Origin of the sequence: Microbispora sp. CA-135349, assembly GCF_050947365.1 — a bacterium.
GTDB lineage: Bacteria > Actinomycetota > Actinomycetes > Streptosporangiales > Streptosporangiaceae > Microbispora.
This window is the reverse complement of sequence record NZ_CP192001.1, coordinates 4,260,558-4,281,614: the sequence shown is the minus strand read 5'-3', so window position 1 is coordinate 4,281,614 and position 21,057 is coordinate 4,260,558. Positions and strand designations below refer to the sequence as shown.

The 21,057-nt window shown below is 70.2% G+C and carries 25 protein-coding genes and 1 pseudogene; 16 read left to right on the top strand and 10 right to left on the bottom strand.

Going from position 1 to position 21,057, the window contains the following annotated elements:
* The first annotated feature begins 7 nt into the window (after nucleotides 1–7).
* The 3 genes from ACQPZZ_RS20040 to ACQPZZ_RS20030 all read left to right on the top strand — a co-directional run bounded on the left by ACQPZZ_RS20040 (nucleotide 8) and on the right by ACQPZZ_RS20030 (nucleotide 2,165).
* On the top strand, nucleotides 8–766 hold the full coding sequence (locus ACQPZZ_RS20040; protein WP_432934176.1) for a sugar nucleotide-binding protein: 759 nt from the start codon (nucleotides 8–10) through the stop codon (nucleotides 764–766).
* Nucleotides 767–843: 77 nt separating this feature from the next.
* Nucleotides 844–1,704, top strand: a complete 861-nt coding sequence (locus ACQPZZ_RS20035; protein ID WP_432934174.1) for an SDR family oxidoreductase — start codon at nucleotides 844–846, stop codon at nucleotides 1,702–1,704.
* Nucleotides 1,705–1,946: 242 nt separating this feature from the next.
* The gene (locus tag ACQPZZ_RS20030; RefSeq protein WP_432934172.1) at nucleotides 1,947–2,165 is read left to right on the top strand and encodes a hypothetical protein; all 219 of its coding nucleotides are present in this window, start codon (nucleotides 1,947–1,949) and stop codon (nucleotides 2,163–2,165) included.
* A 532-nt stretch (nucleotides 2,166–2,697) separates the two neighbouring features.
* Here the strand turns inward: ACQPZZ_RS20030 and ACQPZZ_RS20025 are convergent.
* Both ACQPZZ_RS20025 and ACQPZZ_RS20020 read right to left on the bottom strand, forming a co-directional pair.
* Nucleotides 2,698–3,048, bottom strand: coding sequence for a sensor histidine kinase (locus ACQPZZ_RS20025; RefSeq protein ID WP_432934170.1), 351 nt, complete (start codon nucleotides 3,046–3,048; stop codon nucleotides 2,698–2,700).
* Between the two features lie 4 nt (nucleotides 3,049–3,052).
* Nucleotides 3,053–3,571, bottom strand: a pseudogene (locus tag ACQPZZ_RS20020) (response regulator transcription factor); the annotation flags it as partial.
* 87 nt (nucleotides 3,572–3,658) lie between these two features.
* Here ACQPZZ_RS20020 and ACQPZZ_RS20015 point away from each other — a divergent pair.
* From ACQPZZ_RS20015 to ACQPZZ_RS20000, 4 genes are all read left to right on the top strand, one after another.
* Nucleotides 3,659–4,348, top strand: coding sequence for an ABC transporter ATP-binding protein (locus ACQPZZ_RS20015; RefSeq protein WP_432934168.1), 690 nt, complete (start codon nucleotides 3,659–3,661; stop codon nucleotides 4,346–4,348).
* A complete protein-coding gene (locus ACQPZZ_RS20010; protein WP_432934166.1) occupies nucleotides 4,348–5,448 on the top strand; it encodes an FtsX-like permease family protein in 1,101 nt (366 codons plus the stop codon). The genes ACQPZZ_RS20015 and ACQPZZ_RS20010 overlap by 1 nt, the downstream gene beginning before the upstream one ends.
* A gap of 163 nt (nucleotides 5,449–5,611) precedes the next feature.
* Complete coding sequence (locus ACQPZZ_RS20005; RefSeq protein WP_432934164.1) at nucleotides 5,612–5,878, top strand: hypothetical protein; 267 nt, start codon at nucleotides 5,612–5,614, stop codon at nucleotides 5,876–5,878.
* Between the two features lie 387 nt (nucleotides 5,879–6,265).
* Nucleotides 6,266–6,706: an ABC transporter permease gene (locus ACQPZZ_RS20000; protein WP_432934162.1), complete on the top strand. Its 441-nt coding sequence runs from the start codon at nucleotides 6,266–6,268 to the stop codon at nucleotides 6,704–6,706.
* A 34-nt stretch (nucleotides 6,707–6,740) separates the two neighbouring features.
* Here the strand turns inward: ACQPZZ_RS20000 and ACQPZZ_RS19995 are convergent, their stop codons facing one another.
* Both ACQPZZ_RS19995 and ACQPZZ_RS19990 read right to left on the bottom strand, forming a co-directional pair.
* On the bottom strand, nucleotides 6,741–7,754 hold the full coding sequence (locus ACQPZZ_RS19995; RefSeq protein ID WP_432934160.1) for a diacylglycerol/lipid kinase family protein: 1,014 nt from the start codon (nucleotides 7,752–7,754) through the stop codon (nucleotides 6,741–6,743).
* A gap of 29 nt (nucleotides 7,755–7,783) precedes the next feature.
* Nucleotides 7,784–8,179 (bottom strand): DUF3224 domain-containing protein, encoded by a 396-nt coding sequence (locus ACQPZZ_RS19990; RefSeq protein ID WP_432934158.1) that lies wholly within the window; start codon nucleotides 8,177–8,179, stop codon nucleotides 7,784–7,786.
* Between the two features lie 189 nt (nucleotides 8,180–8,368).
* On the opposite strand from ACQPZZ_RS19990, the gene ACQPZZ_RS19985 reads away from it, so the two are divergent.
* On the top strand, nucleotides 8,369–9,121 hold the full coding sequence (locus ACQPZZ_RS19985) for an ATP-binding protein (protein WP_432934156.1): 753 nt from the start codon (nucleotides 8,369–8,371) through the stop codon (nucleotides 9,119–9,121).
* A gap of 31 nt (nucleotides 9,122–9,152) precedes the next feature.
* On the opposite strand, the gene ACQPZZ_RS19980 is transcribed toward ACQPZZ_RS19985, so the two are convergent.
* Nucleotides 9,153–9,602 carry a universal stress protein gene (locus ACQPZZ_RS19980; RefSeq protein ID WP_432934154.1) on the bottom strand — a complete coding sequence of 150 codons (450 nt, stop codon included), beginning with the start codon at nucleotides 9,600–9,602 and terminating at the stop codon, nucleotides 9,153–9,155.
* 92 nt (nucleotides 9,603–9,694) lie between these two features.
* Here ACQPZZ_RS19980 and ACQPZZ_RS19975 point away from each other — a divergent pair, with 92 nt between their 5' ends.
* From ACQPZZ_RS19975 to ACQPZZ_RS19960, 4 genes are all read left to right on the top strand, one after another.
* Nucleotides 9,695–10,411, top strand: coding sequence for an alpha/beta fold hydrolase (locus ACQPZZ_RS19975; protein ID WP_432934152.1), 717 nt, complete (start codon nucleotides 9,695–9,697; stop codon nucleotides 10,409–10,411).
* Nucleotides 10,412–10,513: 102 nt separating this feature from the next.
* Nucleotides 10,514–11,449: an ABC transporter ATP-binding protein gene (locus ACQPZZ_RS19970; protein ID WP_363637990.1), complete on the top strand. Its 936-nt coding sequence runs from the start codon at nucleotides 10,514–10,516 to the stop codon at nucleotides 11,447–11,449.
* 1 nt (nucleotide 11,450) lies between these two features.
* Complete coding sequence (locus ACQPZZ_RS19965; RefSeq protein WP_363637988.1) at nucleotides 11,451–12,224, top strand: ABC transporter permease; 774 nt, start codon at nucleotides 11,451–11,453, stop codon at nucleotides 12,222–12,224.
* A complete protein-coding gene (locus ACQPZZ_RS19960; RefSeq protein WP_363637986.1) occupies nucleotides 12,224–13,024 on the top strand; it encodes an ABC transporter permease in 801 nt (266 codons plus the stop codon). Before ACQPZZ_RS19965 ends, ACQPZZ_RS19960 begins: the two co-directional genes overlap by 1 nt.
* Nucleotides 13,025–13,040: 16 nt before the next feature.
* Here ACQPZZ_RS19960 and ACQPZZ_RS19955 read toward each other — a convergent pair whose 3' ends face one another.
* Nucleotides 13,041–13,601, bottom strand: coding sequence for a GNAT family N-acetyltransferase (locus ACQPZZ_RS19955; RefSeq protein WP_432934149.1), 561 nt, complete (start codon nucleotides 13,599–13,601; stop codon nucleotides 13,041–13,043).
* A 150-nt stretch (nucleotides 13,602–13,751) separates the two neighbouring features.
* Between ACQPZZ_RS19955 and ACQPZZ_RS19950 the strand changes: the two genes are divergently transcribed.
* Nucleotides 13,752–14,735, top strand: a complete 984-nt coding sequence (locus ACQPZZ_RS19950) for a helix-turn-helix transcriptional regulator (RefSeq protein WP_432934147.1) — start codon at nucleotides 13,752–13,754, stop codon at nucleotides 14,733–14,735.
* Here the strand turns inward: ACQPZZ_RS19950 and ACQPZZ_RS19945 are convergent.
* Nucleotides 14,726–15,640 carry an SDR family oxidoreductase gene (locus tag ACQPZZ_RS19945; protein ID WP_432934145.1) on the bottom strand — a complete coding sequence of 305 codons (915 nt, stop codon included), beginning with the start codon at nucleotides 15,638–15,640 and terminating at the stop codon, nucleotides 14,726–14,728. The genes ACQPZZ_RS19950 and ACQPZZ_RS19945 overlap by 10 nt on opposite strands.
* Nucleotides 15,641–15,847: 207 nt before the next feature.
* On the opposite strand from ACQPZZ_RS19945, the gene ACQPZZ_RS19940 reads away from it, so the two are divergent.
* The 3 genes from ACQPZZ_RS19940 to ACQPZZ_RS19930 are packed head-to-tail and all read left to right on the top strand — an operon-like array spanning nucleotide 15,848 to nucleotide 18,088.
* Complete coding sequence (locus ACQPZZ_RS19940) at nucleotides 15,848–16,777, top strand: alpha/beta hydrolase (protein WP_432934143.1); 930 nt, start codon at nucleotides 15,848–15,850, stop codon at nucleotides 16,775–16,777.
* A 33-nt stretch (nucleotides 16,778–16,810) separates the two neighbouring features.
* On the top strand, nucleotides 16,811–17,266 hold the full coding sequence (locus ACQPZZ_RS19935) for a GbsR/MarR family transcriptional regulator (protein WP_111699619.1): 456 nt from the start codon (nucleotides 16,811–16,813) through the stop codon (nucleotides 17,264–17,266).
* Between the two features lie 9 nt (nucleotides 17,267–17,275).
* Complete coding sequence (locus tag ACQPZZ_RS19930) at nucleotides 17,276–18,088, top strand: class I SAM-dependent methyltransferase (protein WP_432934141.1); 813 nt, start codon at nucleotides 17,276–17,278, stop codon at nucleotides 18,086–18,088.
* 114 nt (nucleotides 18,089–18,202) lie between these two features.
* Here the strand turns inward: ACQPZZ_RS19930 and ACQPZZ_RS19925 are convergent, their stop codons facing one another.
* The 3 genes from ACQPZZ_RS19925 to ACQPZZ_RS19915 form a co-directional block, all read right to left on the bottom strand.
* Nucleotides 18,203–19,360 (bottom strand): winged helix DNA-binding domain-containing protein, encoded by a 1,158-nt coding sequence (locus ACQPZZ_RS19925; RefSeq protein WP_432934139.1) that lies wholly within the window; start codon nucleotides 19,358–19,360, stop codon nucleotides 18,203–18,205.
* A 4-nt stretch (nucleotides 19,361–19,364) separates the two neighbouring features.
* Complete coding sequence (locus ACQPZZ_RS19920; protein WP_432934137.1) at nucleotides 19,365–20,396, bottom strand: aldo/keto reductase; 1,032 nt, start codon at nucleotides 20,394–20,396, stop codon at nucleotides 19,365–19,367.
* A 168-nt stretch (nucleotides 20,397–20,564) separates the two neighbouring features.
* Entirely contained in the window at nucleotides 20,565–20,987 is a 423-nt protein-coding gene (locus ACQPZZ_RS19915; RefSeq protein WP_363637968.1) for a VOC family protein, read from the bottom strand.
* Nucleotides 20,988–21,057: the final 70 nt, after the last annotated feature.

Here is a 21,057-nt window from a genome sequence, read left to right as displayed (position 1 = left end):
ATCCGCCTTGAGAGTTCTCATCGTCGGCGGCAGCGGCCTTCTCGGCAGCGAACTGGCGAGGCGGTGTTCGGCGGCCGGGCATGAGGTCGTCGCGACCTACCTCACGCGGCCAGGAAAGATCGTGGACGTCGAGTGGGCGCCGCTCGACATGCTCCGGCGCGAGGACGTCGGCGCTCTGATCGGCGCACACAAACCAGAGATGGTCGTCAACGCCGCGTACCGGCAGGCCGACTGGACGACCACGGCGGCCGGAGCCGCGAACGTCGCTCTGGCCGCCTCCGCGACCGGCGCGCGCCTGGTGCACATGGCCGGCGACACGGTCTTCTCCGATGCCGCGACGCGTTACGACGAGACCAGCGTCACCGGCGCGATCACCCCGAACGGCGCCGCCGCAGCCGTCACAGCGATGAACGCGATCGCGCCGGCCGCGGTGACAGCCCGGACCTGCCTGCTGACCGGCGACGGTGATTGCCCGCACGAGGCGCCGGCGCATCCCCCGGCCACGGACTGGGGGAGCGGAGTGCTGTTCACCGACGACGTGCCGCGCCCCGTGCACGTCGCCGATCTGGCCGCGGCGCTGCTCGAACTCGCCGCGTCCGAGCACCACGACGTCCACCGGGTCGCCGGAACCGACGCGGCGAGCCGAAACGAGCCGGGGTCGCTCACCGCCCGGCGTGACGGCCTCGACGAGGACCGGCCGCCATCGGCCCAGCGAGCGGACACCGCCGCGCCCGGTCCGCTCGATGCGCGTCTGATGTGCTGCTGACTCAGCGGCCGCTTCGGACCACGCTGCGCGGCGGTTCCGGGGGATGGGAAGCGATTGCTCAACTAGGGTGACCGGCCATGAGATTCCTCATCGTCGGGGGCAGTGGTCTTCTCGGCAGTGAACTCGCCCGGCAGTGTGTGGCGACCGGGCATGAGGTGGCGGCGACCTACCTCACCCGACCAGGAGAGACCGCCGGCGTCGACTGGTTGCCGCTCGACGTACGCCGGCGCGAGGACGCCGACGCACTGGTCGGCGCATTCCGGCCGGAGGTGGTCGTCAACGCCGCGTACCGGCAGACGGATTGGGCGACCACTGCCATCGGAGCCGTGAACGTGGCTCTCGCCGCCACCGCGGCCGGCGGGCGCCTGGTCCAGGTGTCCAGCGACGCGGTTTTCTCGGGCGCCGCGATCCACTATGACGAGACCTGCGTCCCCGACCCGATCACCCCCTATGGTGCGGCCAAGGCCGCTGCCGAGACAGCGGTGAGCGCGATCGCGCCAACGGCGGTCATAGCCCGGACCTCCCTGATCATCGGGGACGGTGGTTCCTCGCACGAGGCGCTGGTGCACGCACTGGCCGGCGGCAGACAGAAAGGAGTGCTGTTCACCGACGATGTCCGATGTCCGGTGCACGTCGCCGATCTGGCTGCGGCGCTCCTCGAACTCGCCGCATCCGGATACCACGGCATCCATCATCTCGCCGGAACCGATGCGGTGAGCCGGTTCGAGCTCGGGCTGTTGATCGCCCGGCGTGACGGCCTCGACGCGGACAGTCTGCCTTCGGGCAGGCGAGCGGACACCGCCGTGCCCGGACCGCTGGATGTGCGACTGGAGTGCGCCATGACGCAGCGGCGCCTTCGGACCACGCTGCGCGGCGCGCGGCGGTTCCTGAGCAGGGGACAGGAACCGCCTCTGCAAACCGAATCAAAGCCCTCATAGCGACTGGTAGCCACTTATACCGGACAGAATCCACCTTCTGTCCGGTATGACGGTTTATAGATGCCTGCGATCAGAATAGGGACCTTTGTCGTGATCGCAGAGGACGGGCGGGTTCTCGTTCGGCGACGTGGGCGTCCAGAAGGAGAATCGTGGACCTCGGGTGCCGAGAATGCGGCACCGGCTCCGTCCCGGGTACGCCAGTGGCGACGACGGGCCGCGCGACGGAGGAGGAGAGGACCACCATGACGATCCAGTGGAGGAACAACCTCGGCATCGTCGACGTCATCGCCCGCCTGCGCATCCACGCCGCCGAACTCGTCGGCGAACTCGTGCGCCCTGAGGGTGGCTGCCGGCTCTGTCGCGTCCGCGGCCCGGAGGCATCGTCGTCGCACTGGTCGAGCAGATCGGCTGACGGCCCTCGTCGCGGCACCAGCACGGAGACGGTGTCATGCGCACCTTGAAGGAGCGTCCGAAACTCCAGGCCAACGGCCCTTCGTGCCCCTTCCAGCATTGCTCGATAATGAACATTATGTCAAGTAAGCGATTTGGCGGCCCTCCTCCAGGCCACTCTCCTGGCTCTACGACCGACTCGCCGCCCGTATCGCGGACATCGCCGCGCGAGGGCGTCCGAGCGTCCATGTCGCGGCGCCGAACGGCGGGCCCGATGGCGTGGCGGTGCCGCGCCACGGGGCTTGCGATCGTCGCGCTCGTGCGGACGAGCACTCCCGCGGCCTGGCTTCGCGGACGGCGGCGCCCCTCTCGCGGCGGGTCTGCGGCGCCACACGTCGTTCGGCCGCCGACCGGTTGGAGACTCCCCCGCCCGTGTTCGATTTGCCGGCTCTCGACGAGGTTGCGCACCTGCGGATCGTCCGCTTCCGGCCCGCCGGCTCTGGTGACCTGCTTTCCACCGCTGGGACCGGCCCGCTCTGCCACGCTCCCCGCGCCTCTCCCCCGCCTTCCCGGGCGCACACGGACTCACCCGTGAGAGTGTGGTCACTTTCCGCGATCACCCTCTCCCCCGCCCTTCAGCCGGTCGCGGCCGGGCGAGGTGGGCAGTTGGACGACGATACGGAGCCCGCCCGCGGGGCGCGGGACGATGGTGAGAGACCCGTCGTGCGCGTGAATGATGCTCTTGACGATTGCCAGGCCGAGGCCGACGCCCGCGTGGTCGCCGCGTATTCTTCCGGTGCCGCGCTGGAACGGTTCGGTGAGTGTCGCGACCGACTCCGGGGGCAGCGTTTCGCCGCTGTTTTCGACTGTGAGCATCACGGTCTCGGGGCGGACGCCGGTCGTGACCCACGCGGTGCCCTGTTCGGGCAGGTTGTGCACGATGGCGTTGTGCACAAGGTTCGTCGTGGCTGACGACCCCGCCTTCGGCGACGACGAGCACTTCGAGCACGGCGAACTGCTTGCCGGTGAGCGCGACGTAGCGGCCGTCGCGGTAGACCTCGCGGCGGAACGGATCCAGCCGCAGGCCCGCGATCTCCCGCACGGGCGGCCTGTTGTAGGCGCGCCTGCGGTCGAGTGCTCTGAGCCTGAGGACGAGTTCGCGGAGTTCGAACGGCTTCGTGAGGTAGTCGTCGGCGCCGAGTTCGAATCCGGAGACCTTGTCGTCGAGCCGGTCGGCGGCGGTGAGCATGAGAATGGGGGTGCCGCGGCCGGAGGCGACGATGCGTTTGGCGATCTCGTCGCCGGAAGGGCCGGGGATGTCGCGGTCGAGGACGGCGATGTCGTAGGCGTTGACGCTCAGCAGTTCCAGGGCGGTGTCGCCGTCACCGGCGATGTCGGCGGCGATCGCTGCCAGGCGTAGGCCGTGGCGGACGGCTTCCGCCAGGTAGGGCTCGTCCTTGACGATCCGCACACGCACGCTCTCGAGGCTACGGGTGAGCGCATGTCGTCGGCGTATCGAAAATCTCATACGTGCCGGCAACACCGCGCCGCCTTGACTGCGGGCATGGACTACAGCGAACCGACCGTGGCCGCCGGCGCGCGGAACCTGACCAAGACCTACGGCCAGGGCGATGCCCAGGTGCATGCCTTGCGCGGCGTCGACCTCGACCTCCCCCGAGGCAGGTTCACCGCGATCATGGGGGCGAGCGGGTCGGGCAAGTCCACGCTGATGCACTGCCTGGCCGGACTCGACCACCCCAGCGGCGGCACCGTCACCGTGGCGGGCATCGACCTCGGTTCACTCGATGACGACGCGCTCACGGTCTTCCGACGCGAGCATGTCGGCTTCGTGTTCCAGTCGTTCAACCTGCTGCCGATGCTGACCGCGGGCGAGAACATCGTGCTCCCGCTTGAGCTGGGCGGTCGCCGGATCGACGGCGCGGCGCGGGAACGCGCGCGGATGCTCGCCTATGTCCTCGGCGTGGCCGACAGGCTGGGTCACCGGCCCGCGGAGCTGTCCGGCGGCCAGCAGCAGCGGGTCGCGATCGCCCGGGCGCTGATCACCCAGCCGGACCTGCTGTTCGCCGACGAGCCCACCGGGAACCTGGACAGCACCACGTCGGCGGAGGTGCTGGATCACCTGCGCCGGTCGGCGCGCGAGCTCGGGCAGACCGTCGTGATGGTCACGCATGAGCGGGACGCGGCGGCGTACGCCGACAGCGTGGTCGCCATGCAGGACGGGCGGATCGTCTGATGCGTACCGTCTTCCTCGCGTCGCTGCGTACCAACGCCCGCAGGTACGTGGCGGCGGTGATCGCGGTCGCCGTCGCCGTCGCCGTCGCCGTCGCGGTCGCCTTCGTCGTCGTGGTCGTGGTCGGCGTGCTCACGTCCGGGGCGCGTAGCGGGCTCATGGACGGCCTGGGGGCGCCGTACCGCAATGCCGACCAGGTGGTCTCGGCGGCGAGATGGCCGGCGTCCGAGCTGGACCCGAAGGCCGCGATCGCGTTCGCCGAGCGGCAGGGTGGGAACGCGGCCGCGACCGGCCGGGCGACTTTGCCGGTGCGTGTGAACGGGCGGCGGCTGTCCGGGACGACCGTGGGGCCGATCTCCACCGTTGAGGAGTGGCGCTGGCAGAAGCTCAGCTCGGGTCGCTTCCCGGCGGGCATGGGCGAGGCGGTGGTGGACGTGTATTTCGCCCTGGCCGAGAACGTCGAGCTCGGCGACCGGGTTCGGATCGGCGAGGGCGCCGACGGGCGCGACGTGGGAGTGGTCGGTCTCGTGGAGTCGCCCTCTCCCCCGGCCCAGGCCTCGATGTACGTCACCTGGCCGCAGTTGCTGCAGTGGCGTGACCGGCTCCATCTGACCGCGGTGGCGGTGCGCGGGGAGGTGGGCCGGCTTCCGGAAGGCGCGAAGGCGCAGTCGCCGGAGGGGTTCGCCGCGGAGCGGCTGACTTATGTCCAGTACAGGGTGGACAGCTTGTCGGTGATGCTGGTGTTGTTCGCCGGTATCGCGCTGTTCGTGTCGGTCCTGGTCGTCGCGAACACGTTCTCCATTCTGTTCGCGCAACGACTTCGCGACTTCGCGCTGTTGCGCTGTGTCGGGGCGACCCGGCGGCAGGTGGTGCGTTCGGTGCGCCGCGAGGCGGCTGTCGTCGGGGTGCTCGCGTCGCTGGCGGGGACACTGGCCGGTGTCGGTCTCGGCTATGGGCTGATCGCTTTGATGAACGGTCTCGTGCCCGCCGTCCCGATGGGTGCCGCCGGGGTGCCCGTGCCCTGGCTGCTGGGGGGTTCGTGGTCGGCTTGGTGGTCACCATGGTCGCGTCCTGGTTGCCGGCCCGGCGTGTGGTCCGGGTGAGCCCGCTGGCGGCGTTGCGCCCGGATGGCGGGGTCGGTGTACGCACGGCCATCGGCCGGGTGCGGCCGGCGGTCGCCGCGTTCCTTCTGGTCGCCGGGCCGGCTCTGCTGGGGGTGGCGAGGTCGAGGGCAGTACGGCGCTCATGGTGGCAGGCGGAGGATCGGTGTTCGCCGGTGTACTTCTCTTCGGGCCGGTGCTCGTCCCCCGCCTGGTTCGGATCGCCGGCGCGCTGCTCGGCCCCGCCGGGCGGCTGGCGACCGCGAACGCTGTGCGCAATCCGCGCCGGACCGCCACCACGGCTGCCTCCCTTCTGGTCGGCGTCACCTTGACGAGCGCCGTACTCACCGGGATGGCCACATGGCGTTCGGCGGTGGATGAGCAGATCGGCAGGGACCATCCCGTCGATGTCGCGCTCACTTCTTCGGCGTGATGGCCCGGGTGGGTTCGACCAGCCGATTCCGGTGGTGGCCGCGCCGGCCGCGGCGTGGGTGGCGCGTGACGGCGGGGCGTTCGCCCGGGTCGATCCGGGGAGGACCAGGATCGATTCCGAGGCTTTCGGCAAGGGCCTGAGTCTCCGGTCCGGTGAGCGGGTCATGGTGCGCGCCGGCGAGCGGCGAGCCTGGCTGCGGGTGGTCTTCGGCACCGGCTGGGGCCCGGCCGGCGTGGTCGCGCCGGAGACGCTGGCGATGCTCACCGACGCTCCCGAGCCGCGTGCCGTGTGGATCCGCGCCGCTTCCGGCGCCGACCCGGCTCGGCTCGGCTCGGCGGTGCCCTGGACGAGCTGGCGGATCCGGTTGGTGCGACGGTTGAGAACGGGTTGCGGACCTGGGAGTCGCTGGACCGGCAGCTGGGGACCTACACCTGGTCGGCGCTCGGACTGCTCGGGATCGCCGTCGTGATCGCGCTGATCGGGATCGCGAACACTTTGGGGCTGTCCGTGCTCGAGCGGGCCCGTGAGCACGCGATGCTGCGCGCGCTCGGGCTCACCCGCGGGCGGCTGCGGTGGATGCTGGCGACCGAGGCGGTGCTGCTGTCGGTGGTGGCCACTGTGCTTGGCACCGTGATCGGCGTCGGGTTCGCCTGGGTGGGCTACGAGACGGTGGTGACGCGGGCTCTGCGCGGCGCCGCCATGCGGGTCCCCTGGTGGTCGCTCGTCGTCGTGGTTGTCATCGTCGCCCTTGCCGGGCTTGTCGCCGCTGTCGTCCCGACACGCCGGGCCGCCCGGGTGACTCCGGCCGCGGGGCTGTCCCTCGACTGATGCTCTCGTCGGTCGTTCGCGGGGGCCGCGGTGGTCATGCGGTGGTGTCGGGCAGGCAGACCGTGATGGCCTGGGGGACGACTTTGACCTTGATGTTTCTGACCTGGTCGCGGGCTCCCCCGTCCAGTTCGTACGTCTTGGGGTCCTGAAGTTTGACCGATATCTTCTTGGCGCGGGTGATGCGGACGAAGGGGGATTTTTCGGCGTTGCCGGCGCTCATGCGGCCGAGGGTCCGGGCCCATTGGATGGGGCCTTCCGCGGTGGAGACGCCGACTTCCAGCCAGCCGTCGTCGGAGCGGGCGTCTTCGAAGACGTCGATGCCGCCGGTGACGGTGCCGACGTTGCCGACGAGGACGCAGCTGGCGTCGCCCTCGAACCAGTCGGTGCCGTCGATTCTGATTTTCATGGGGGTGACGGCGCCGCCGACGTGGCGTAGCCCGGTCCAGATGTAGGCGAGGCGGCCCAGGCGGTCCTTGAGGCCGCGGTCGGCGTCGGCGATCATTTCGGCGTCGAGGCCGACGCCCGCCATGACCGCGAAGTGCTCGCCGTTGATCTTTCCGAGGTCGAGTTTGGCGCGGCGGCCCTCGAAGCCGATGCGTACGGCCTCGGGCAGGTCTTCGGGGATGCCGAGGTTGCGCGCGAGGAGGTTGGCGGTGCCTGCGGGGACGATGGCGACGGTGGCGCCGCTGCCGGCGAGGGCGTCGACGCAGCGTTGGACGGTGCCGTCGCCGCCCCAGAGGAAGAACAGCTCCGCGCCGTCCTTGAGGGCTTGGCGGACTTTCTTGGGGGCCTTCTTGCTCTTGGGGACCTCGTACCAGAGCAGGTCGGCGATGTCGTAGCCGGTGATGAGCTTGCGCAGCTCGTCGAGGCCGCCGCCGAGGGTCTTCTTGCGGTGCGCGATGACGGCGACGCGCGGGGCCCTGGTGTGGCCGTCAGTGGTGCGGCCGGTGGGGCGTGCCGCGGTGCGGGGGGTGGCGGGAGCGGCGGAGGCGGGCTCTGCCGGGGCGGCGGCCTCGTCCGTGGTTCGCCGGTCAGCGGATTTCACCATGGACCGGCGGCTACCCGGATGAGAGCGGGTTAGGCGTCGGGCAGGGTGTAGTCGAGGACATAGTGGTGGCCGTCTTCGACGCGGATGGTGCCCTGTCCGGTGAGGCCGGTCAGCTCCCCGGTGCCGCTGGTGGGGACGATCTGCCATTTCATCCATTGTTCGCCGTTGTGGCTGGCCGCGCTGTGCTGGAGGGCGAAGGTGCCTTTGCGTCCGTGGAGGGTGCCTGCGACGTGTTCGACGCCGACGTAGGCGGCGGGGCCGTCGGGGGTGATGACGGTGAGGATCTCGGTGGTGCTCGTGCCGACGAGGTCGCCGTGGAAGGCCTTGGTGATGTGGTTGCGGCCGAAGGTGGCGCCTTCCTTCTCGTCGGTGGCCAGTTCGTTCCAGCTGGTGATGTCGAAGGTGCCGGTGGCGTGTGCGTTCATGTGTCCAGCGTGGCGCGTTTTCCTGTCGTCTTCTGTCAGGTATGGCGGTGACTGGAGGATGAAAATTCTGCGAATGCCGTGAAGCCGGTCACTTTACCGGCGTTCATGACAGAGGATCGGAGGCATGGGTTCTCCCCGAACGGCCGTCCCGGTCGTCGTCGACCGGTCCGTCCACGCCCGTTCAGCGGAATGCTGACCTCTCCTTTCCCTTCGCAGGAGGGCCGCAGCAGCGCGTACAGGGCGTTCGGGTCGGGCGCGACCGCCCCGCGCCGGGCGCGCGCGTTCGTACGGTGCCAGTTGCGGGGGTGGGAGCTCGCGCATCTGGCCGAGACGGCGGAGCTGGTGGTCTCGGAGCTGGTGACGAACGCGGTGCGGGCGACGGACGCCGTCGTCAGTCCGCCGATGGCCTCGTCGATGTTCCCGGTGGCCCTGCGTACGGTGGCGCTGCGGGTCCGGGTGGCGCCGGGGCGAGGCAGCCTGTTCATCGAGGTGTGGGACGTCAGCGACGGCGAACCGGTGTCGCTCGGCGCGGCGGAGGGCGATGTGGACGGTGAGGCGGGCGGCGAGTTGGGCGAGAGCGGCCGGGGGCTCGCGCTGGTCGGCAGTCTGGCCCGGAGCTGGGGCCACTACTCGGCGCCGGACCGGGGGAAGATCGTGTGGTGTGAGCTGGCCATCGTGCCGGTGGAGGCGGCGCTGCCGTCCTTGGCGGGGGGCGCGGCGGACGCCGGAGACGGGCCGCGGGTGCGGACGGGGGCCTTGACGGCGCAGCGGCGGGAGCCGGTGACCGCGGGGACGTCTTCGGAAGCGTCTTCGGGGGCGCTGCCGCGGCGGGCCCGGCGGCATCCGGTGGCCGCGCGGGCGGACGGCCCGGACGAGGCGACGTTGCTGCGGGTGCTGGAGGGCCTGCGGGCGCTGGACGTGTCCGGGCCGGAGCGCCGCTGAGCCGGTCCGCGGTCCGGCTACGCGGGGCGGATCAGGGGACGACGGTGACCGGCCAGCGGCCGGCGCGGACCAGGCGCAACGCGACCGAGCCGATGAAGCGGTGGCCGGCCTGGGTGGAGGCTCCCACCACGACGGCGTCTGCTCTGATCTCGTCAGCGATCTTCGCGAGGGCGCCGGCGGCGTCGCCGTACTCGGTGCGGAAGGTGTAGTCGACACGCGAGTGGGTGGTCTGGGCGAAGCGTTCCACTTGCCGGAGGAGGTCCGCGGCGACCTCCTCCCCCGCCTCGATCACCGAGGCCGACGCGGCCGGCATCATCGTGCTGATCGCTCCGGGATTGGTGACGTAGACGAGGACGACGTGCGAGCCCTGGCGGCGGGCGAGCCCCCAGGCGTAGGCGGCGGCGCGCAGGGAGGTCTCCGAGCCGTCGATGCCGACGAGGATCACTCGCGGGCCGTCGGTGCCCAGCTCGAACGTGTTCACGCAAGTCAGCGTACGGCCATCGGAGGGTGCCCGGATATGGGCCCCGCGCCGGGGGCGCGGAGCCGCCGGCGGGGCTCGCTACGGTGTGTGCCATGGCGGAATTCGTACTGGTGGCCGGAGCGCGGCTGGGGGCGTGGGCGTGGGAGGAGGTGGCGCCGCTTTTGCGTGCGGCGGGCCACGGCGTCCATCCTCTGACGTTGTCCGGGCTGGCGGACAAGCGGGGGGTGCCGGCCGGTCAGCAGACCCACGTACAGGACGTCGTCGGCGAGGTGGAGCGCCGTGATCTGCGTGAGGTGGTGCTGGTCGGGCACAGTTACGCGGGCGTTCCTGTCGGGCAGGCGGCCGGGAGGATCGGTGACCGGCTGGCCCGTGTGGTCTTCGTGGACGCGGAGGTTCCGGTTGACGGAGCGTCGTTCGCGTCGGCGTGGCCGGACGGCGGGGAGGCATTGCGGGCCTGCCTCGCGGAGAACGGCGGATTCTGGCCGGTCGCGACGGCGGCTCATTTCGAGGGACAGGATCTGACCGAGGACCAGATCGCGCGGATCGTGCGCGGGGCTACGCCGCATCCGGGCGCCACGCTGGTCGAGCCGGCGGTGCTCGTGCGGCCGCTCGACGAGCTGCCGGCGACGTACGTCGGGTGCCGGTACGACGGTGGAGAGCCCGATGACCTGGATGACGCGGATGACGTGGTGCGGCGTCTGCTGGCGGGCGGGCGCTGGCGGCTGGTGGAGATGGACACCGGGCACTGGCCGATGTTCTCCCGGCCGCGGGAGCTGGCGCGGATTCTGCTGGATGAGGTGGCGGTCTGACGGTTTTCCGCGTGGTCGGCGTGGAGGCGGGGCAGGACCCGCGCCAGGGGCGCGGATAACCTGTTGCGGAAATGTCGGGGCCGTTGGTTAGGGTCTCGGATCGTGGCTGATCAACCGCTGATCTACGCGCGTGGCCTGGTCAAACGCTTCGGGGAGTTCACCGCCGTCGCCGGGATCGACCTCGAGGTGGCGCCGGGAGAGGCGTTCGGTTTTCTCGGGCCCAACGGGGCCGGCAAGTCCTCCACCATGCGGATGATCGGCTGCGTGTCCACGCCGACCGCCGGGGAGCTGCGGATTTTGGGCATGGACGCCGTGCACGACGGGCCGCGGATCCGGGCGCGGCTGGGGGTGTGTCCTCAGCTGGACAACCTCGATCCCGACCTGACGGTGCGGGAGAATCTGGTGACCTACGCCCGGTATTTCGGGCTGTCGCGGGCGGAGAGCCGCAGGCGGGCCGATGAGCTGCTGGAGTTCGTGCAGCTTTCCGACCGTGCGAGTGGGAAGGTGGAGCCGCTGTCGGGTGGCATGAAGCGGCGGCTGACGATCGCGCGGGCGATGGTCAACGAGCCCGATCTCGTGCTGCTGGACGAGCCGACGACGGGGCTGGACCCGCAGGCTCGTCACCTGTTGTGGGAGCGGCTGTTCCGGCTCAAGCAGCGGGGCACGACGCTGGTGCTGACGACGCATTACATGGACGAGGCCGAGCAGTTGTGCGACCGGCTGGTCGTGATGGACGGGGGCAGGATCGTGGCGGAGGGGTCGCCGCGGTCGCTGATCGAGACCTATTCGACGGCCGAGGTCGTGGAGTTGCGTTTTCCCGGCATGCCCGAGGCGGGGTCGCGGTATGCGGCGGCGTTGGAGGGGGTGGGCAAGCGGGTCGATCCGCTGCCGGATCGGGTGCTGGTGTACGTGGACGACGGCGACGCCGCGCTGGCCGAGATGCATCGGCGGGGGGTGGAGCCGTCGAGCGTGCTGGTGCGGCGGTCGACGCTGGAGGATGTGTTCCTCCATCTGACGGGCCGGACGTTGGTGGAGTGAGATGGCTGTGGCCCATGGGGTGCGTCCGACACTGGCGGTGCTGGAGCGGCATCTGACGTTGTACCGGCGGTTGTGGCAGGCGTCGGTGTTCTCCTCGTTCGTGCTTCCGGTGCTGTTCCTGCTGAGCATCGGGATCGGCGTGGGTGGTTATGTCGGCAGGGTGCAGGGGGTCGATTACCTGTCGTGGATCGTGCCGGGGGTGCTCGCGTCGACGGCCTTCCAGATCGCGATCGGCGAGTCGACCTATTCGGTGCTGGGTGACTTCAAGTGGGTCCGGGCTTATCACGCGATGCGGGCCACGCCCGTGGAGCCGGTGGACATGGTCCGGGGCCACGTGCTCTACCTGGTCTTCCGGGTGACGATCGCCGTCGTGGCGTTCCTGGTGGTGGTGGTGTTCTTCGGTGGGCTGCATTCGCCGTGGGCGCTCGTCACTCCCGTGGTGTGCGCGGTGCTGACGGTGTCGGTGTCGGCGCCGGTGATCGCGTTCGCCGCCACGATCGATCATGACAGTTACTTCTCGATACTGTTCCGCTTCGTCGTGCTGCCCTCGACGTTGTTCGCCGGGGTGTTCTTCCCGGTTGAGCAGCTCACGGCGGTGTTGCGCCCGCTGGCGTACGCCTCGCCGTTGTGGCATGCGGTGGAGTTGTGCCGGGCGGCGACGCTCGGCAGGGCCCCGGCCTGGCCGGTCGTGGTGCATGCCGGGTATCTGCTGGTGTGGGCGGCGGCGGGTCTTTTCCTGGCGGTGCGGGCGTTCCGCAGGAGGCTGGAGGACTGATGGTGACGACGTTGGTGGCGTCCCGGGTCTCCCCCGGCCGGGTGGGCGCCGTGATCGGCCGGAACGTGGGGGCGCTGCGGTCCGGGCCGTCGTACTGGATCGTGCTGGTGTCGGGTTTCTTCGAGCCGCTGCTGTATCTGCTGTCGATCGGTGTCGGCGTCGGTGCGCTGGTCGGTGATCTGACGGTGGACGGGCGGACCATGTCGTACGCGTCGTTCGTCGCGCCGGCGATGCTGGCGGTGTCGGCGATGTCGGGGGCGTTGGCGGAGACGACGTTCAACTTCTTCTTCAAGTTGAAGTACATGAAGACGTTCGAGGCGGTGCTGGCGACGCCGGTGCGGCCCGTTGAGATCGCGGTGGGTGAGCTGGTCTGGTCGATCGTCCGGGGCTCGCTCTACACCGCGATCTTCCTGGTGGTGATGGTGGTGATGGGGCTGGCGGAGCCCGCGTGGGCGGTGGCGGCGTTTCCGGCGACCGTGCTGGTGGGGCTGGCCTTCGGCGGTCTGGGGATGGCGGTCAGCACGCTGATGCGCGGCTGGCAGGATTTCGACCTGATGGGCACGGGGCAGTTCGCGTTGTTCCTGTTTTCGGGGACGTTCTCCCCCGTGCGGGATTATCCGGTCGGGGTCGAGGTGCTGATCCAGCTCACGCCGCTCTATCACGCGGTGGAGCTGGTGCGCGGTCTGTGCATGGGAGTGCTGGAATGGGGGTTGCTGGGTCACGCGGCCTATCTGGTGGTGCTGGCCGGGGCGGGGGTCTGGTTCGCGTCCCGGCGCCTGACCCGGGCCCTGTGTGACTGACCTGGGCACCGCGTGATCAAGCGGGCACTGGGTGACCGACCGGGCCCGAGGACCACACGCCGAACCACTGCTCGGCGCCGTACTCCTCAAACCGCTCCACCTCGGTGAACCCCAGCTTCGCCGCGAGGCGCATCGAGCGGTGGTTGGCGGTCTGGGTGCAGAGCACCACCGGCTCGGCGGGAAGCACGCCGGCGAACCAGTCGAGTGCCGCCGCGCACGCCTCGGCGGCGTACCCACATCCCCACGCCTCCGGCAGGAACATGTAGCCGAGCTCGGCCTCACCGGCATCCGGACGGACGTGACCCGGACGCTCCGCGTCGCGCCGGTCGAGTGTGACGATGCCGATCATCGCTCCGTCGAGATCGACCACGAAAAGTCCGGGGCGCCGCCTGGGCGTCTCAGGCACCGTACGCGCGAACTCATCACGCGGTCGAGGGCCACCAAGGTAGAGGCCCACCTCTGGCGAGGTGAACAGCTCGATGATCGCCGCGCGGTCGCGGGCCTCGGGTTCCCGGAGCAGGAGCCGCTGGGTCCGTATCGGGGCAGGTGGCCAGGCGACGGGTCCGAGCTCGGTCATGGCGGGCAACCTATCGCACGCCCGCCGGGCCACACGTGCTCTGGCAACTCGCGAACGAGGAGCGGCCCGGCAGGTCAACGCCTTCTGCGCGGCTGCCGGTTCAGCCGGCCCGGACGAGTAGCGGACACGCTCATCTCCCAAGATGAGGGGATGCGTGTATCTCGGCTGATCTCCTTGGTGTTGTTGCTCCAATCTCGTGAGGTGATGACGGCCGCGGAACTCGCGCGTGAGTTGGAAGTGTCCGAGCGGACGGTGTATCGGGACGTGCTGGCACTTTCGGCGGCGGGCGTACCCGTCTACGCCGAGCAGGGGCGAAATGGCGGTTACCGCCTGATCGGCGGCTACCGGACCCGGTTGACCGGGCTGAGCCGCGCGGAGGCCGAGGCGCTGTTCCTTTCCGGACTGCCGGGTCCGGCCCGGGAGATGGGGCTGGCCGATGCCGTCGCCGGTGCGCGGCTGAAGGTGATCGCGGCGCTGCCGGCCGCGTTGCACGACGCCCCGGCGCGGGCCGGGCAGCGGTTTCATCTGGACGTTCCCGGCTGGTTCGCCGCCGCCGATCCGCCGCCGCTCCTGGCCGGCCTTGCGCAGGCGGTCTGGGGGGACCAGGCCGTCGAGCTGCGCTACCGCCGGGGCCGGGAGGACGGTGAGGAGGTGTCTCGTGGGGTGCATCCATACGGGCTCGTGCTCAAGGCGGGTGTCTGGTATCTCGTGGGCCGGGTGCGGAGGGACTATCGGATTTACCGTGTGGACCGGATCGTTGCCGTCGAGCCGGCTCAGACATCGTTCGACCGTGATGAGTCCTTCGATCTCCCCGGGTTCTGGGCGGAGCACACCGCACAGTTCGTCGCCTCGTTGCTGGCTGAGCACGTCACCATTCGGTTGAGTCCGAGGGGGATGCGAGCGTTGCGGTTCGCCGTCGAAGCACCCGCCTTCGAACAGGCGCACAAAGCCGCCGGGAGGCCCGACGGGCAGGGACGGGTGACGACGTTGCTGCCCGTCGAATCCCTCGACGTCGCCTATGACGTGCTGCTACGGCTCGGCCCGGAGGTGGAGGTGCTCGACCCTCCGCAACTGCGCACCCGCATGGCGGAGGCGGCGGACCGGCTCGCCCGGATGTACCGCGGTCAGCGGTAACCCGTCGCGTCGGCAGGCTTGCCGGCGTCCTGGACCTCGACGGCGTAGCGCCACGCGTCGGGCCGGCTTCCGTCCACGTCGGTGAAGCCGTAGACACCGGCGAGCTGCCCGCTGGACAGCGACTGCCCGTTCCACCGCGCGACCTCGGAGTCGGCCGCGAGTGCCGCGACCGCACGCCCCACATAGGCAGGCGTTTCCGAGATGACGAAATGCGGTTCTCTGTCCAGCGCGTCGCGCCAGGTCGCCTCCGTGACGCCGTACACATCCAGCATGATCTCCGAGCGCATCCAGCCCGGCGTCAGGGAAACGGCGGTCACCCCGTACGGCGCCAGCTCCTTCGACTGCGCGAACGCCAGGCGGTTCACGGAGGTCTTGGCCAGGTCGTAGAACACGGAGATGCGGTAGTTCTCCGCGTTGTAGGCGGTGGTGCCGTCGGTGACCTCGACGACCAGGCCGCCCGGCTCCCGGATCATCAGCGGCAGTGCGTAGTGGCTGGTGATGATGTGGGTGTCGATCGCGAGGCGCAGGACGCGCAGGCCCTTGTCGAGCGAGTGCTCCCACACCTTCTCGTTCCACCCGAAGAGCAGTTCGCCGCCCCAGATGTTGTTGACGAGGATGTCCAGCCGCCCGTGCTTGCGGTCGATCTGCTGGATGAGGGACTCGACCTGGTCCTTCTGCAGGTGATCCACCTGGATGGCGATCCCCTGGCCGCCGGCAGCGGTCACGAGATCGGCGGTCTCCTCGATCGTCTCCACCCGGTCCATCTCCGAGCGGTGCTCTCGCGTACTGCGCCCCGTCACGTAGACCGTGGCCCCCGCTGTGCCCAGCTCGACGGCGATGCCCCGGCCCGCGCCCCGTGTCGCCCCCGCGACCAGGGCAATCTTCCCTCTCAGCGTTTTCTCCATGGCAGGAATGCTCACAGAAATACCTGACAATCGACGTCAGGCTTTTCCGGGACCGAGTCGTCCGAAGACGAGTTCCCCAACGCTTCGTGGACGCCCCGAGGTGACGGCGGCGCGCAACCCTCTTCCGTCGGTACGGCCTCCACGATTGACATTGCTAGCTATTTCAGTCATGGTTGAAATAACTAGCCAACAAGTACGGAGCAAGCCGTGGAACACGTGACCTTCAACAGCCTCGGCACCCGCTGCGCGGGCGATCTCTACCTGCCCGAGACGAGCGACCCGGTCCCCGGGCTGGTGCTCGGGCACAGCGGGGTGATGGTCAAAGAGGCGCTGGCGTTCTTCGCGCCCTACTTCGTCAAGGCCGGCTTCGCGGTGCTGGCCATCGACTACCGCACGGTCGGCTCCAGCGAAGGCGAGCCGCGCGGCCTGGACTACCCGGAGCGGCAGGTGGAGGACTTTCGCAGCGCCGTGTCCTACCTGCAGACCCGTTCCGAAGTGCGGCCAGAGCGGATCGGGGTGTGGGGGGTGAGCATCGGCGGCTCGGTGGCGGCCCAGGCCGCCGTGCTCGATCGGCGCATCAAGTGCGTCGTCGTGCAGAGCCCCAGCGTGTGGAACGGATGGCGATACATGGAACGCCTCCTGGGCCGTGCCGGTGTCCACGCGCTGCGCGACCGGCTGCAGCAGGACTGGCAGCGGCGCTACGAAGGCGGGCAGAGCGCTCGCGTGCCGCACCTGACACTGGAGGGCGACAGCGTGAAGGACACCCCGGACATGTCGACCCGCCTGTTTCCCACCTACCGCAACGAGAAGACCCTCGACTCGGCCGAGCACCTGCTCACCTTCGCACCGGAGAACCTCATCCACCGGCTCGCACCGACGCCGCTGCTGATGATCGCCAACGGCGGCTGGGACCCGTACCACATGCTCGAGGAGGCGCAAAGCGCCTTCGCCAGGGCGGGCGAGCCGAAGCGGCTCGCGGTGCTGCCCTACGACGTGCTCGGCCTCTACACCGGCCCGGGCCTGGAGGAGGCGATGGCGCTCGCAATCGAGTGGTTCGACCTCCACCTGCGCAGGACCCGGCTCGCGGCCATCACCCCGGCACCCACCTACGAGTCGGTGGCCGCCATGACACAGTGAACCGGCACGCGATCGACAAGGGAGGACGCGACGATGAGCACTGAGGAACAGCAGGACCGGCTGCTGCGCTGGGTGGAGCGGGTGGCCGCCTTCTGCGTGGAGGAGTGGGGGCTGCCGCCCATCACCGGACGCATCCTCGGCTGGCTCATGATCTGCGATCCGGCCGAGCAGTCCGCCGGGCAGATCGCGGAGGTCATCCAGGCCAGCCGGGCCTCGCTCACCTCGAACATGCGGTTTCTCACGGCCATCGGCCTGGTCAAAAAGGTGAGAAGGCCCGGCGATCGCGTCTCCTACTACCGCATCGAAGACGACGCCTGGCAGAAGGTCATCCAGCGCAAGCTCGAAAGCCTGAGCGCGTTCGGCGAGATCGCCGACGAAGGGCTCGACATCGCGGGCGGCGACGGGCACCGCACCGAGCGCATCAAGGCCGCCCACGACTCCCTGACGTGGCTGCAGAACCTCGCGGCCCGTCATCCGCTACGCCGTTAAGGAATTCCCATGCACCGCCGGCAACCCAAGCTCGGGCTGATCCAGGAAACGCTGCTGCTCACTCTCTACGCCAGAGCCCTGGACGCCGGGCGGCCCAGCCCGCTCCTCGGCGACACGCTCTCCGCCGAGCTGGCCGGCACCATCGATTACGACTTCGGCAAGCTGCAGGTCAAGCCGAACCTCGTCCTCACCACGGCACTGCGCGCCAAGAAGCTCGACGGTGTCGTCCGCGCCTTCATCGCCGCTCACCCCGGATGCGTGGTGCTCGACCTGGGCTGCGGCCTGGACACCAGGGTGTTCCGCTGTGATCCCCCGCCCGGCGTCGACTGGTACGACATCGACTTCCCGGACGTGGTGCACCTGCGGGCCGAATGCCTGCCCGGCCGTTCCCACCTGGTCGGAGCCGACCTCACCCGCTCCGACTGGCTCACAGCCATCCCCGGTCACCGCCCGGCGATGATCGTCGCCGAGGGGCTGCTCCCCTTCATGCCCGGCGACTCCTTCCAGGCGATGACTCGCGCGCTGGCCGGCCATTTCCCTTCGGGCGAGCTCGCGCTCAACGGCTACACCCGCTTCGCCGCCTGGGCCATGAAGTATCACCCGACCATCAAGGCGCTCGGCGTCAAAGCCGCCCAGGGCTTCGACGACCCCCACGAACCGGAGTCCTGGGACGCCGGCCTCGAACTGATCGAGGAGCAGATCCTCGCCCGCGCACCGGAGGTGGCCCGGTTCCCGCAACCGCTTCGCGCGCTCACCCGTCTCACCGCCCGCAGTACGGCCTTGTCGCGGCAAGGGGCCCGCATCCTCCGCTACCGATTCTGACCGGCCCCTCGCGGCAGACGTCGTCCTTCACTCGTGCACGCGCCGCCGAAGGCGGCTGGGGCGGTGGAACGGAAACCGGCGCGAGCGCCTCCGCTCGACGAAGACCGCGCACTGTCAGCGAGCCCGGCGAACGAGCCTTGGCGTACGTTTCCGTTCCTCCACACTCCGAGGGCCGGCTCCCGGCGGCGACAGCCGTACGCGGTCGCTGTCGCCCTCGGACAGGAACGACGCCAGCGCCCGGCCCTCTTCGGCCACCGTGTCGCGCTCGGCGCGGGAGAAGGAACGCAGCGGGGTGACGATCACGGTGTCGTCCTCGACGGTCCAGGTCGCGGCGACCCGGCCGTCGACAAGGACCATGCGGGCACCGGCGACCGACAGGCCGCGGTCGGTGTCGTCGATGATCCGGCCGCGGTCGTGGTAGCCGAGGATCGTGTTGTCGAACGCCGGCAGGAACCGCACCGGGGCGGGTGTGTCCGGGTCGGGGCGGGGCGCGTCGGGGAGGTCGAGCAGTTCCCGGCCCCGCTCGTCGCGGAAGGAGACCAGCTCTCCGCGGATCGAGGCCACCGCGGCCGGCAGTCCGGCCAGGCCGCACCAGGCGCGCAGGTCGGCCACGGCGGCGGGGCCGAACGCGGCGAGGTATCGCCGGACCAGCGTCTCCCCCACCGGATCGGTGCCGTCCGCGGCCGGCGGGTCGATCTCTCGCCCCAGCCATGAGGAGAGCGGGACGTTACGTACTCCCGCTTTCGTGCGCCACAGCCCGCGCGGCGGCAGCTGCGCCATCGGGACGAGGGCGGCGACAAGCATCTCTCCCAGCGCCCGTGGTCCGGGCTCCGGCCAGCGGCCGGCCAGGGCCCGCGCGAGTTCGCCCATCGAGCGCGGCTCGCCGTCGGCCATCACCGCCCGGCCCGCCGCCGCGAGCTCGTCGAGGTCCACCCCGGCGAGCTCGCGGCGGTAGGTGCCGAGCACCCGCTGGCGCAGCATGAGGTCGTGGCGGGCCCGCCAGGCGAGGGCGTCGCCGGCGGCGAGGAGGTGGACGGTGCGGCGCATGAGGTGGGTGCGCACCACGTCTCGTCCGGTCAGCAGAGCGTCCAAGGCCGCGGGGCGGAAGGCTCGTGCCCGCGACCACAGCCCGACGAACGGCTCCTGCGGTTCCTGCGCCTGCATGCCGCACAGGTGCGCGACGACGTCGCGGATTTGTGTGCCGGTGCGGTCGAGCAGGAACTGCCGGGCGAGCGTGGCGCGGTTGAGAGCGCGGCTGTCGAGGACCGTCATGGTGTCAGGCCGCGGCCCGGTCGCCCGCCGGGCGCCTGCGCAGCGCCGGATGCGTGATGGCCGGCGGGTCGTGGGCGATGTCGAGGGGGCCGATGTCGGTCCCGGGCGGGACGATCTCGTCGATCTTGTCGAGGATGTCGTCGCCGAGTGTGATGGCGGCGCCGGCCAGCAGATCCTCGAGCTGTTCCACGGTGCGGGGGCCGATGATGGCTGCGCTGATGTCGGGGTGGGTGGTGGCGAATGCCATCGCCATGTGGGCCAGGGACATGCCGGCTTCTTCGGCCACGGTGATGAGCTGTTCGACGGCGTCGAGCTTGCGCTCGTCGGTCAGGTGCTTGGGCACCCAGTGCATCCTGGCGTTGTCCGCCCGGGGGACGCCCTTGCGGTAGCGGCCGGTCAGCAGGCCCGACGACAGGGGGCCCCACACCAGCACGCCCAGGCCGTAGCTCCGGCAGACGGGCAGGACCTCTCGTTCGATTCCGCGGTTGAGGATGGAGTATGTCGGCTGCTCGGTGCGCAGCCGGTGCAGAGCACGCCGTTCGGACACCCACTGCGCCTGAACGATCTCGGAGGGGGGCAGGTTGGAGGAGCCGATGGCGCGGACCTTGCCGCTGCGCACCAGGTCGGTCAGCGCGGACAGGGTCTCCTCGATGTCGGTGCGGGGGTCGGGGTGATGGATCTGGTAGAGGTCGATGTAGTCGGTCTGCAGGCGTCGCAGCGAGTGCTCGACCTCGGCGGTGATCCAGCGCCGTGAGCTGCCGTGGCGGTTGGGGCCCTCGCCCATCCGGCCGTTGACTTTGGTGGCCAGCACGACGTCGTCACGCCGGCCTTTGAGGGCCTTGCCGACGATCTCCTCGGTCTCGCTGTAGCCGTACACGTCGGCGGTGTCGACGAAGTTGATGCCGGCGTCCAGCGCCCGGTGGGTCATGCGGACGCAGTCGTCGTGGTCGGGGTTGCCCACTGGCCCGAACATCATGGTGCCCAGGCAGTAGGCGCTGACCTCGATGCCGGTTCGCCCCAGCTCTCGCGTTCTCACAGTGATCCGATTCCTCTTCGATTCGATGGGGCCGCTCGGTGGGGTCTCGCGGCCTTGCCGGCGGTCCCGTTCCCGGCGCGCGGGCAGGAGCGGGATGGAAGGCGGAGGGGTGCGGCAGGCAGGCGGATGCCCGCCGCCCCCCTCTGCGGGGGAGGTCGGTCGTCGTGCTCAGCCGTTGTAGGGTGCCGCGACGTCCAGAACCCAGACGACGCCGAAGCGGTCCTTGAGCATGCCGTAGAGAGGCGCCCACTGCGCGGGCTCCAGCGGCCGCACGATGGTCGAGCCGGCGGTCAGCTTGTCCCAGAGGGCGGTGATCTCGTCGGTGTCGTCGCCGCGTACGGAGACGAAGACGGCGTTCTCACCGGGGTTCCAGGGGGTGTGGGAGGGCACGTCGTAGGCCATGATGTGAAAGCCGTTGTCGGCGATCACCTGGCCCCACATCACCCAGTCCGCCTCGTCCGGAGTCTGCGCGTTGCCCGCGTCCTTGTAGGTGACGGCGACGACGTGTCCGCCGAAGACGGAGTGGTAGAAGTCGAGCGCGGCGCGGGCGTCGCCGCGGAAGTTCAAGTGGGTCGTGGTGGTGATGGACATGATGACTCCTGGCATTCGATCGGTCGGACAGGCGCCGGACGAGTTCGGGGGCGGAAGCAGCCGGGCATGC